We start from the raw sequence: 12,610 nt of genomic DNA on the forward strand, positions 1-12,610 counted from the left end.
ATCTACTGTTTGATGCTGAGGCCCCGATCCCCCCTAACCCCCCTTAAGAAGGGGGGGACAAGAGCTTTAAAGTCTTCCCGATTCTCCCGGCGCCCCCCTTAAGAAGGGGGGGACAAGAAGTTATCAAAGTCCCCCTTCTTAAGGGGGATTTAGGGGGATCTGGTCTCGGCGAGCGACGAGAAATACAAAAATTTTTCGTTTTGTCCCCCTTAAGAAGGGGGATTTAGAGGGGGATCGAGACTCCGCTACAAACGAGAGATACAAAGTTTTTTCGGGTTAAATTGACACCTCGGAACATTGCCGTGTCCTGCGGGGAATACAAGCATTCAATTAATAACAATCCCACATCAATTTAGGAGAGAACCATGAGAATTGCAATTGTTGGGGGCGGAGCTAGCGGTATGGCTACAGCCTACTGGCTCAACAAACAGGGACACCACGTCACTGTGTTGGAAAGTCAGCCGATTTTAGGCGGACACATTCGCACGCTGAATAAAAATGTTTTGCCGAATCAATCTGAGTGCAATGAAATATTAGAAAATGGGGTGCTAGAATTTCCCACTGTGTTTTACAATTTCGCGGCTTTAATGCAGGAGCTAGGCGTTGAATTAGAACCCGTGCAGATTGGTTCATCGCTATTTTTTAAAGATGGCGGTCACTTTTTGTCAGCGGTTGCTATTCAAAAAAATTTTACGGGAATGCAACGCTTGATTGAGTATTTGCAACTCGACAGTCTCTACGCTCGTTCGGCTGGATTTATTTTGAAAATGCGGTTTGCCAAACAGCACGATTTCTACAATATGCCGCTTTCTCAGACTTTGAAAAGGTCGTGCGTCCGCAATGATTGGCTGAAGTTGCTGACGATGTACAGCTATTCTATACCGTTTGAATTGCTGGACGATTTTCCAGCCCAATTGGCGATGCCTGTGCTGCGGGAATATGCTTCGGTAAATTGGGTGAGGATTAAAGGCGGAGTTTATTCTTACATTGAAAAGATTCTGGAGCGGTTTAAGGGCCATATACTGCTGAATGTGGAGATTGCCAAGATTTTTAGAAGTGCTGATGCTGTAAAAATTGTGCTGGCTAATGGGGAAATTCAGGAGTTTGATAAGGTGGTTTTTGCGATGCCGCCAGACCAAGTGATGAGGCTGTTGGCTGACCCGACGGAGGCGGAAACGAAGCGGTTTGCGGCGTGGAAACCCAATTATGCCACGACTGTGCTGCATTCGGATACTTCGATGTACGATCGCTACGGTATTCGCAAGTTATCGGAATTCGATTTTTTCGAGACGGACAAGGGCTGGGGCTACAATGCGAGCTTGAATCAGCTTTGCGGCATCACATCGCCGCGAGAGTACAGTTTAGCGTTTAAGTTGGAGGAGGCGATCGACAAACAGCACATTATTCACATTCAAAAACATCACACGCCGCTGTATACTGTCGAGTCTTTTCGATACCGAGACGAAGTTATCGAGACTAACGGCGAGAACAACACTTATCATGCGGGAGCTTATTTGGGGAATGGCTTGCACGAAGGAGCGATTACCTCTGCTTTGCGAGTCGCGAAATTAATCGGGTAAGCTCAATAGTGAGGCGACAAACTCGGGAAAATAGCGGTAAATTTCTGGTGGCTGGAGCACCCTCACAAAAGTAATCATCTCTGCATCAAAAGTTAAACCACTGCGAGAGTAGATTTTTGCTGAATGCTTAGGCTGCGACACAACCCGTCACAGTTAAATAGACACCATATTTCAAAGGTGCAGCGTTTGTCGATCCGCCGGCTAACACAGTACCCTCAAAGTTGGCTCCGATGAAAGTTGCGCCGCTCAAATCGGCTTCGCTCAAGTCGGCATAACACAGCCTAGCCCAATCGAGGTTTGCTTGCACCAAAGAAACTCCCACCAGATTTGCTCTGGTTAAATCTGCTCCCGTCAACTTGACGCCCCGCAACTGAGCACCGCTGAGATTGGCTGCTACCAAGTTCGAGCTTTCCAAGTTGACCCCGTTGAGTTTGGCTTCGCTGAGGTTTAGGCCATTGAGGTCTATCCTGCTGAGGTCGATGCCGTTGAGGTAAGCTTTCCTGAGATTGATGCCTGTTAATTCAGCGGCAAAGAGCTTTGCACCGCTGAGCTTGGCCCCCGTGCAGTTAGCCCAGTTAAGGTTTGCTCCCGTGAGGTTAGCGCCCCGCAGGTTGACGAATTGCAAGTCTGCCGCACACAAATTAGCGTTCCAGAGGATGGCGCCCCGCAGGTTGCTACCGATGAGTTGGGCGCCGCTCAACTTCGCCCTGGGAAGTTTTGCTTTGACGAGGTAAGCTCCGCTGATATTGGCTTTCGTAAGCTCTGCGTCAGCTAATCTGACTTGACCCATTTTGGCAAAACTCAGATTTGCCCTGCAAAGGTTTGCGCCGTTGAGTTCTGCTTTGGCCAGATGCGCTCGACTGAGGTTAGCGGACGACAGGTTAGCCCGCGAAAGGTTTACTCCGTCCAAGATAGCTCCGCTGAGGTTGGCTCCGCCCAGGTCGGCGCCAGCAAAATCTCTACAGCCATTTTCGTAGTCTTTGAGTAGCTCGGTTACTTCCATAGGGGTCTGATTCCTAATAGCGAAAATTTATCTAGAAATACTCACTCTTTATAAAAATTTTATATCTAATGGAGCGGTGGCGATCGCACTTTGAAGAAAGCTGAAAATTAACTTTATATTTCTCAATATACTGAGTTATTTTTGCAACACAGAGGGCTGTTTTTGACTGTCAACCGTAAAATAATGGTTTCACGGGGATCGGTAGGAAGGCAACGCTTGGGGAGGCACACAATAGGCTTTCGGGTAAATCAAGGGTTTCAGATGGCGACCTCAAAACTGTCCGGTTAAAATTAATTTCAGACCTTGTACCGATGAGGGATTGATGGATATGCCTAACGGTAGATGCTATTTGTGCAAAACCTAGCTGATAATTTACCAAAGATTATACTAAACTAACAGCGAGTAACATCTGTGTGAGGCAGCTCGCTTTACTTGCGCTCAAGCAGATATTTCAATCTATGTTATTATGAGTAAAAATTGAGGAATCTTCATGTCAAAAGAAAGAAAAAGCAACAAAGAAGTCAAAAAGCCCAAGAAACAACCTGATGGTGTTGCTAAGCCGAAGAATGACAAGAAAAATTATGGTAGCACGGACGATCGCAAGTAGAGATAGCTGCCATTCTCGGGACGGCGATTAATTTTGTGCGATTGTCATTGCTCTCAACTTTCAACATATTTAACTATCCCATTTTCGGCTCATCCGAAAACTGGTTTATTAGATCGTATCCGCCGAGAATGCTCGCAATCATAAGATTGGCTTGTAGTGAGGACTTTAGTCCTCAGATTATGAGGACTAAAGTCCTCACTACAAACCTTGTCTATTATGAGTAATTGAGAGGACACGCTCTTTTATTTAGGGTATCTGCTGCACTCAGCCTAAAGTATATTCAAATCAGTTTTTAGCTAGGAATATCAAACTATTGCATTGCCGATCGCACCTAACGCTATTTGTTAAGAATTTATCGATAAAAACATATAGTTAGAGCATCAAATCCCATCAAAGCGATATCTCAGTCACAGCAATATTACCGCCAAAACAGACATCAACATCAGTCCCCGGCGCCCGATCGCGATTTCCATACTCTCCCACATAATAAAAGTATTCTCCCTCTTGGCGGTAAACCACAGGTAGCGGCTCAGTTGAAGGCTGACAAAACACAATTTCCGGTTCCGCACTTCCCGGCGCTAAATGCGGAAAATTCACATTCCAAAAACACCCAGACTTAGATTCCCGGTTGAGCAAATCGGCCAACACCCGCGATGTCCAGCGAGTCGCGACATCCCAGTCAATTTCCAGCGGCCTTTTAATCCTGTGGGAAATCGCGATACCCGGAATACCGTGCATTGCTGCTTCCCGCACAGCCGCAACCGTACCGGAAATATACACGTCAACGCCCAAATTGCCGCCCGCGTTAATTCCCGAAAGCACTAAATCCGGCTGGGGACAAACGTGATGGAGAGCGATACGCACGCAGTCTGCGGGTGTTCCCCCTACAGCATATTCAAATTCCGATCGCCGATCGACATGAATCGGACTGTGAGCAGTCACCTGATGCCCGCAGCCCGACAATTGCCCCTGAGGGGCCACCATAATTGCCTTGCCATCTACAGCCTGCAAAAGTGCCTGAATCCCTGGAGCGTCTATGCCGTCGTCGTTGGTTAAAATTATCGTCATTGAAAATTTGTCCTAAATTTGACTATATCCGCCAAAATTGACCTAAAATCCCAAAACTCAAGGAAATGTCAACCTAGTTGTGGTAAAGTTTTGTGTCGATTGCTTTGCGTCAAAGCAATTTGCAAGTTCAGTTAAACGCGCTCACAGCTATGTTTTTGTTACCAATTCTACCCTTAGCTCAAGCAATCCCGACACCTCCCGCCCAAGAACTCATCATCCAGCCAGAAGTCCCGGTACCGGAAAATGAACTGGATTTGCCACCACCGCAACCCAGCAGCAGCCCGCTGAAAACCGTGACAGTGCCCCAGCAAGTGCGCGTTTTGCCGGGAAAACTCGACAGCATCCCCGTTTTCAACAGCAACAGCCCGGAAGTTGTACAAACCGAAGGCATTTTGCTCTCCACATTTCCGCAAGAAGAAAAACAAGTACCTTCTGCACACTTAAACTTTGCCTTCAAAGGCCGATTTGACATCTTCGCCCACCACATTGCTAAAGCTAAAAATCGCGCCGAAACCCGCACTTTATTTCAAGGCATAATTGTCCACAATCCCAATTCGGAACCTGTTACTTTAAATATCCTGCAAGGAGCGACTTATTTAACTCGCCCGGATGCTTTGTTTGTCGATTTGCCGTCGTATTTAGAAAATCGATTCGGGACTGTGTTTGCGGGGCCTGGCAGCCGCATTACGAGCGATGTGCTGCGGGGGCACAGACAAGCCATTTTGCCTGCTGCGATCGAGATTCCGGCGAATCAAAGCCGAATGGTGATGAATTTGCCGATACCTGTGGGGAATGTCACGCCTTCTTCCAATGGGCGATCGACTTTAATGCGAGTATCGAGCAGCAATTCGGTTTACGTAGCTAGTTTGGCGATGTTTGCTCCTCAAACTAAAGAAGGAGTCGAGCAATATCCAACTTTAGAACAGTGGGAAAATATTTTAAACACCAAAGGTTTAGCTGGGCCGAGAGATTTGGCTCCCACTGCTAGAGGCGAAAATCCACTGCAAAAAATTTACGGGCGCGTGGCGGGAGTCGCTGAAGGTTCCGAGTGGAAAGCTAAAATTACTGACAATTCGAGAACCGATTATTTAACTGTTCCCAAGCGCGGCGAGTCATTTTCCTATGCTTTGAGCACTACTGATACGGGTACTTTTGGGACGGGTCAAATTCAAAGCGCTAAAATGTTAGCTCGCTATCCCGATACTGCTTATTTTGCTCACGGTAATTACGGGATTCAATACAATTTAACTTTTCCACTTTATAACAAGTCTCGCGAGTCGCAAGCTGTGAGCATTAGAATGCAAACACCGATTAAGGCAAATAAGGAATCGGGGGGATTGATGTTTTACGATCCGCCGGAAAATCGCATATTTTTCCGAGGTACGGTGCGGGTGATGTTTAATGATGATACGGGGAAGACTTTGACGCGGTACATTCACATTGTGCAGCGGCGGGGACAGCAGGGGGAACCTTTGGTGAATGTGAATATGAAGCCGGGGGAACGCCGTTTGGTGCAGGTGGATTTCTTGTATCCGCCGGATGCGACTCCGCCGCAAGTTCTGACTGTGCGATCGAGTAATTAGTTTGTAGGGTGTGCACTGCGCACGGGTTGAATTAGATATCATGCCGACATCGATCGATCGGACGGTTGAATTAGATATCATGCCGACATCGATCGATCGGACGGTTGACTTAGATATAGCCTTTCTCAAAGAGATGAGGTATGACTGAAAGCTTCTATAACTCTTAAACGTATAGGGCCCAAGCCCAACTACGTCCGCGAACCTTTCTGAGAAAGGCTATATCATGCCGACATCGATCGATCGGACGGTGCGCGTTGCACACCCTACAGTATCGGATTAAAGTGTCAAAGACTGAGGATTTGTCTCAATCAATTTCGCCAAATCCTGCAAGAAAGATGCGGCGTCAGCACCGTAAATAATCCGGTGATCGCAAGTAATATTAACTTGCATTTGCCGCTTGACTCCCATCAAACCTTCTTCATTAGCTACGACTTGGGGGCGCGAAGAGCCGATCGCCAAAATCGAGCCTTGATTCGGGGGCAAAATCGCGTCAAACTTATCTACTCCATACATTCCCAAATTGGAAAGAGTAAAAGTTCCCGTGCTGTATTCGTCAGGTTTTAGCTGCTTGGCGCGGGCGCGATCGACTAAATCTTTCCAACTGCGGGAGAGAGAATAGATGTCCAGGCGATCGGCATTTTGCAACACCGGCGTAATCAAACCGCCGCCATCCATCGCCACCGCTACCGCCACATTAATATCAGCGCGGTGTTGAATTCCCGACTCCACATAACAAGCATTTAGCAGAGGATGTTTTTGTAAAGTTACTGCTACTGCTTTTGCCAGTAAAGCCGTCATCGTGACGCCTTTGGACTTAATTTGTTTGTAGAGTTTGTCGAGATTGTCAGTAGTAATTGTATAGCCGACGCGGAAACAGGGCACGCTCAAACTTGCTTCCATATTGCGGACAACCGCATTTTGCAGCGCATTCATCGGTACTCTGTTACCGGAAAGCGCTACCGCTGGAATTGGTGCGGGTGCGGGTTTGGCTGCTGCGGGTGCGGGTGCTGCGGGTGCGGGTGCTGCGGGGACTGTTACCGGTTGCTGAACCGGGGCTGGTTGGGCTTTCCCGGCTGCTGCTTCCACATCTTCTGCAACAATGCGACCGTTGGGGCCGCTGCCTTTGATTGAATTTAAATCTACTTTAAACTCTTTGGCTAATTTGCGAGCGCGGGGAGAAACGACGCTGCGCCCGTTTTGGCGGCTGACGTTTTGCTGCAAACCCGCTGATGCTGTAGCTGCGACAGGCGCTGGGGCGGAGGCTGCTGGGGCGGAGGCTGCTGGGGCGCCTGCTCCTTGTTTCTGGGCTTCTGCGATTTCGGCTTCTGTTTCTGCTACTAGGGCGATCGCAGCTCCCACTGGGGCAACTTCGCCGGCTGGTACAATAATTATTGCTAGATAGCCTTCGTAGAAAGACTCGACATCCATGTCGGCTTTGTCGGATTCAACTACGACTACCGTTTCGCCTTTTTCTACTTTGTCTCCGGCGGATTTGACCCAGGAAACAATTTTGCCCTCTGTCATGGTAGAGCTCAGGGCTGGCATGAAAACTTCGCGAATCATCTGTAAAAAGTCCTTGTGAGTTGGTAATTGGCGATCGGTATTTGGCGATTGATAATTGGCGATCGGCAATCGGCAATAATTATTATTATGCCAGCCTCTAGTCCGAAGATGTGCGGCTATCAACTCAAAATTACCTACCAATTACCAATTATCAATTACCAATTACCAATTTCTAATTTCTAAATATCACCTCGAATTTCTTCGACAATGCCGTCGCGGAGGAGAACTTCTACTTGCATTTTTTGAATCAAGTTTTCTCCCAGCCCGACGGTGAACGTGCCGTCAATTTGACCTTGACTCACTTCTTGTTCGAGGTCTAGCACCTGCACTTGCTGAAGCTGTTGCAGGTTTTGGTTTTTCTGTTCTAGCAGTTCGCTTTTTCTTTGATTCACCTGCACTTGAATGTTTTCTATTTGCTGCATTACTTGCGGGCCGGGGGGTTGCAGGCTTGACTTTTGGATTTCTGAAACCATCCGCTGCCCTTGCATTTCTAGTTGTTGTAGCTGAGAATCTATTTGATTGATTTGGGCTTGGAGTTGCTGTTGAGCTTCTTCTTTCCAGCGGGGAGTAACGACGACTTTAACGTTAATCGATCGCTTCAAGAGTAATTGTGGTTCCATAAATTTGTTGCTTGTCAATTGGGAATTAGGAATTAGTCATTAGTCAACAGTCATTAGTTCGCAAATATTTCCGTCTGACTGAGGACTGAGGACTCGGACTCGGGACTCGGGTGTTGGTGTCAACTTAAGGTCAAACCTATTATCAGTCTTCTGTCTGGCGATTCAGGCCAGATCCCCCCTAGCCCCCCTTCTTAAGGGGGGGATAAGAATCTTCTCTTTCGTCCCCCGACTATACGGGGGATTTAGGGGGAGCTTGCCTCTGCTATAAACGAGAGATACAAAGGTTTTCAGGCTGTTTGTTGACACCAGTGGGGACTCGGGTGTTGGGATAATTTTTGCTTTTCCATTCCCCAAGTCCAGCGAATATTTCAAAACATCCCGTCAATCATATCGCGGTAGTGTTCCGTCACAACCGGACGCTTAATTTTCAGGGTCTGGGTCAACATTCCATTTTCCATCGAAAACGGCTCCTGAATCAGCCGGAACGGGCCGATGCGATCGTCCGCGCGGTATCCGGGGCGATTTTGCACCTCCCGGTTTAATTCTTTGCGGAATAAGTCTTGAATTGCCTTGCTATTCCAGTCAATTTCGTGTATGGGAGGATTCTGAGTTTCGGCCCATTTCTGGACGGCTTCTTGATTGGGGACAATTACCGCGCCGATCGATTTTTGGTCTTGACCTACTACCATAATTTGGTCGATGTAGGGGCTGCGGACACAGGCGTCTTCGATGGGCTGCGGTTCGATATTTTCGCCGTTGCTGAGGACGATCGTATCTTTGGCCCGCCCAGTCAAAATTAAGTCATTTCCCGGTGTCAGCCAGCCCAAATCGCCGGTGTCGAACCAGCCGTTTGAGTCAATGGCTTTGGCCGTAGCTTGCGGATTGAGATAATATCCCTGCATGATTTGCGGCCCGCGTCCCAAAACTAAACCGCGCTGGCCTGTTGGCAGTTGCTGTTTCGTTTCCGGGTCAACTATTTTAATCTCGGTACCGGCGATCGGCTGTCCGGCCGAACCTTTAAGATTGTGCCAAGGGCGGCGGACTGTCAAAACCGGAGATGTTTCAGTTAAACCGTATCCCACTAACAAACCGATATTTGCGATTTCAAAGAAATTGTCTAAATGCGCGGCTAAGGAACCTCCGCCACTAATCGCCCACTTAAAACGTCCTCCCGTAGCTTCCCGGACTTTTTGGTAAACGAGTTTTTCGGCGATCGCGTGTACGGGAGACAACAGAATGCTTTTAATGCGGGCAATGAGTTTTTCGGAATCAGAAGCAGGTTTTAAACTGAGAGTTAAACCTTGGAAAATGCGGCGGGCTTCAATGTATTGCTGGCTGGCAGATAGCAGAAAATTCACCAATTTTTGTTTGTTGGGTGGCTGTTCTCTAAATTGCTTTTGTACTGCCTCGTAAATCGATTCCCAGATGCGCGGAACGCTGACCATGTACTGGGGTTTGCAGGTTTTAAAGTCTTGTTTGAAATAGCGAATGCTGGTGTAAATTTGGGTGCATCCTTGGGAAAGCAAGAAGTATTCGACTGTGCGTTCGTAGGCGTGCCAACTGGGGAGGATGCTGAGGGCTGATTCGCCCGGTTCGGGTTGCAAAATTGTGCCGAAGGTGGTGAGTTGGTGCAGCAGGTTCCCGTGAGTCAGCATGACGCCTTTGGGTTTGCCGGTGGTGCCGCTGGTGTAGAGGAGGGTTGCAAGGGTGTGCGGACTGTGGTTCGCAGGTTTGAAGGGGCGGTTGGCGCCGGTGGCCATGACTTGGGAAAATTTGACTGTGGTTAGGGTGGGGCTGGTTTCTGGTTCCTCGTCGGAGAGAAGGACGATGAGTTCGATCGGCAAATCGGGGAGGCGGGCTTGCAGTTTTTTGAGTAAAGCCAGGTTTTCGACTACTAAGGCCGTACTGCCGCTGTCTTGGATGATGTAGAGGAGTTCTTCGGGGTCAGCGGTGGCACCTCTAACGGCGTTGGCGGCCCCGGCGGTCATGATGCCTTGGTCGGCTATCAGCCAGCGGGGGCTGTTGTCGGCGAAGAGGGCGACGCGGGGAGGGACTGCTTCTTCTGAATTTGCGTTGATGCCGAGGGCTTGTAAGCCGCTGGCGAATTGTTGAATTTGTTGGTAGAGGTCGCTGTAGGTAAACTTGATTTCTGGGTTGCTGTGGGGATCGTGGAGGGCGACGGTTTGGGGAAATCGCTGTTTGACGATCGCCCAGATTTCCGGTATCGATCGAATGCCGCTATAGTCGATCGTCCGGCTGAGGTTGGCGCGTTCAATGTCGCTCATTTGATAGGATGTGTTGTTCATAGCTGTTTTTGGGATTTGTGTGAGTTTAAAGCGTTGTTTCTGAATCTATTATTAATTTATATGTGAAGGGGCGCGATCGAACCGGGACAGTTTCCCTACCTGTCTGTACCTGGGAGAGGCTATGTTTTGTTAGTTGTTGTTATCTTTTCATCGATCGGGCTGAGGCAGAAACCGGGTTTTTTGCAAAAATCTTCGATCGCCACCTTTAATATCGATGAAAAACCCGGTTTCTTTGGTATTTGATACGCAATTCTCCATTTAGCAAACAAAGTTAAACAGAAACACATGAATTTACGAAAGTTGATAATAGTTGCTTTAAGTGCGATCGTAGCATTATCTGGAAGTGCACTGTCTGTGAAGGCCGCAGAAGTGCGATCGGCAAACAAAACATTTGCTGATTGGTGTCGCGAAAAAGATACTTTGAGTCCTGAAACTAAACATACAGTTGATGTGTTGTTGGAGAAAGCGGGGACTACTGACTGTGATGCGGGCGATCGGAAACTTTCGAGTCTCACGGAACTCTTTCTCATCAACAATCAAATCAGCGACATCAAACCCCTAGCATCCTTGACTAAAGTGACTGTGCTCATTCTTAGCGACAATCAAATCAGCGACATCAAACCACTAGCATCCTTGACTAAACTAAAAGTTCTCGACCTCGACAACAATAAAATTAGCGATCTTCAACCGCTAGCATCCTTGACTAAGGTGACTTCGCTCATTCTTAGCGACAATCAAATCAGCGACATCAAACCACTAGCATCCTTGACTAAACTAGAATTTCTCAACCTCGATAACAATAAAATCAGCGACATTCAACCGCTAGCAGCCTTAACTAAACTTACTTCTCTCACCCTCAAAAACAATAAAATCAGTGACATCAAACCGCTAGCATCCTTGACTAAGCTTACTTCTCTCATCCTCGCCAAAAATAAAATCATCGATGTCAAACCGCTAGCATCTTTAACTAAATTGATAATTATAGACCTCGGAAACAATAAAATCAGGGATATCAAACCACTAGCATCCTTGACTAAACTAAGATTTCTCGAACTGCTCGGAAATCCGATCGCACTCAAGACTTGTCCAGTCAAGCCAGAGTCTATCTGTGACTGGGAACCACAACCTAAACCATAAAACTTGAAAATGATACCCGATCGCACTTCAATATTTCAGTCGCGATAGCTGTGGTGCTGATAAAGTACGATCGCCCATTCTATCCGCACATCGGCTTCTGTCGGGGGGAGATTGTCGGAAAGGTCGATCGTAATTTGCATGATTTAAGGTACTTTTTAATTTCTAGTTTATCTTTAAGTTTCACAATTTAGCAATCCTACCATAGCGCAATTATTAGCTAAATCTGCCAAATCTTGCCAAGTGTGAAAATAAATGTAGCGTTTGTTTGCTGCCCGATCCATTCAGATCGTGTCCGATCGATTACCAATAATAAAAACGGTTCGTAGTGAGGACTTTAGTCCTTCTTCTGAGGACTAAAGTCCTCACTACAAACTTTTCTTATCGCGGTCGATCGACTGGACAAAATATCACTTCTCAAACCGCAGTTAACGCTGATACAACTGTTCATAAACAGCTCCAGTTGTTGTTTTAGTCGATAGCCGTCCAGGGGTTGCCGTTGCAGCAGCCCCAGCGCTGATAATTCAAGCATTTATATCAAGTTGATATTCTAGTCTGAATTATATGACTGTATGCGATTTAATGGCGATCGGGCAAATAGCTAGTTTTAAAGAATCGGGAAATTTAAATACACATTTAATAAAAATTGTCAAGTTTATTTAGATATATTGTTTTAAGCTCAAGAAAGAGCGATCGCTTGATAGACTACCACCGCGTTTATGTGCGATCGCCCACTCGCGTGAGATTTTAGTAAAAAACCGAGCTTGTCCATTGCAAAGTTGATACGTCCGCCAGCGATGGGTTTCCCACCAAAAGGAAACTCCAAATTCTTTGCTTGAATCCCGTTAAATACCCCCACTCAACGCTCAATTAATTCCAGGAATTCCTGCTACAAATTAGCAACATTTCTTTACATCAATCGTTCTGGAATGCACAACTTATAGAGAATTGAAATCTTTTAATATTTAATTAACCTATCTACGTGTATTTACGGATGCATGGCGGAAGCCTGCGGGGCTTTTCTTCACACAATCTTCACAATTTTACGCGACTATACGGATAATTTATAAAGATTGTGTAAAGATGACCCTGTAACTGTAGCCATAGGAGCCATTTTGTAAGTTATGATTGGAACCAGCGAAAACA

8 protein-coding genes and 1 pseudogene are annotated in these 12,610 nt (G+C 47.0%); 3 read left to right on the plus strand and 6 right to left on the minus strand.

Annotated elements, in window-relative coordinates:
* Nucleotides 1–365 precede the first annotated feature (365 nt).
* Complete coding sequence (locus JGK39_RS05325) at nucleotides 366–1,580, plus strand: FAD-dependent oxidoreductase (protein ID WP_293295859.1); 1,215 nt, start codon at nucleotides 366–368, stop codon at nucleotides 1,578–1,580.
* A 127-nt stretch (nucleotides 1,581–1,707) separates the two neighbouring features.
* On the opposite strand, the gene JGK39_RS05330 is transcribed toward JGK39_RS05325, so the two are convergent.
* The gene (locus tag JGK39_RS05330) at nucleotides 1,708–2,583 is read right to left on the minus strand and encodes a pentapeptide repeat-containing protein (RefSeq protein WP_293252081.1); all 876 of its coding nucleotides are present in this window, start codon (nucleotides 2,581–2,583) and stop codon (nucleotides 1,708–1,710) included.
* 997 nt (nucleotides 2,584–3,580) lie between these two features.
* The gene (surE, locus tag JGK39_RS05335) at nucleotides 3,581–4,258 is read right to left on the minus strand and encodes a 5'/3'-nucleotidase SurE (protein ID WP_293252079.1); all 678 of its coding nucleotides are present in this window, start codon (nucleotides 4,256–4,258) and stop codon (nucleotides 3,581–3,583) included.
* 149 nt (nucleotides 4,259–4,407) lie between these two features.
* Here surE and JGK39_RS05340 point away from each other — a divergent pair, with 149 nt between their 5' ends.
* Nucleotides 4,408–5,841, plus strand: coding sequence for a DUF3370 domain-containing protein (locus JGK39_RS05340; protein WP_293252304.1), 1,434 nt, complete (start codon nucleotides 4,408–4,410; stop codon nucleotides 5,839–5,841).
* A 276-nt stretch (nucleotides 5,842–6,117) separates the two neighbouring features.
* Here the strand turns inward: JGK39_RS05340 and JGK39_RS05345 are convergent, their stop codons facing one another.
* The 3 genes from JGK39_RS05345 to JGK39_RS05355 form a co-directional block, all read right to left on the minus strand.
* Nucleotides 6,118–7,404 (minus strand): dihydrolipoamide acetyltransferase family protein, encoded by a 1,287-nt coding sequence (locus JGK39_RS05345; protein ID WP_293252302.1) that lies wholly within the window; start codon nucleotides 7,402–7,404, stop codon nucleotides 6,118–6,120.
* A gap of 179 nt (nucleotides 7,405–7,583) precedes the next feature.
* Entirely contained in the window at nucleotides 7,584–8,024 is a 441-nt protein-coding gene (locus JGK39_RS05350) for a YlqD family protein (protein ID WP_293252077.1), read from the minus strand.
* A 368-nt stretch (nucleotides 8,025–8,392) separates the two neighbouring features.
* Nucleotides 8,393–10,330: a long-chain fatty acid--CoA ligase gene (locus JGK39_RS05355; protein WP_293252075.1), complete on the minus strand. Its 1,938-nt coding sequence runs from the start codon at nucleotides 10,328–10,330 to the stop codon at nucleotides 8,393–8,395.
* A 285-nt stretch (nucleotides 10,331–10,615) separates the two neighbouring features.
* On the opposite strand from JGK39_RS05355, the gene JGK39_RS05360 reads away from it, so the two are divergent.
* Entirely contained in the window at nucleotides 10,616–11,467 is an 852-nt protein-coding gene (locus JGK39_RS05360; protein WP_293252073.1) for a leucine-rich repeat domain-containing protein, read from the plus strand.
* A 418-nt stretch (nucleotides 11,468–11,885) separates the two neighbouring features.
* On the opposite strand, the pseudogene JGK39_RS05365 reads toward JGK39_RS05360, so the two are convergent.
* Nucleotides 11,886–11,996: pseudogene (locus tag JGK39_RS05365) on the minus strand (PadR family transcriptional regulator); the annotation flags it as partial.
* Between the last annotated feature and the right edge of the window lie 614 nt (nucleotides 11,997–12,610).

Source organism: Microcoleus sp. PH2017_12_PCY_D_A, assembly GCF_020738565.1.
Lineage (GTDB): Bacteria > Cyanobacteriota > Cyanobacteriia > Cyanobacteriales > Microcoleaceae > Microcoleus.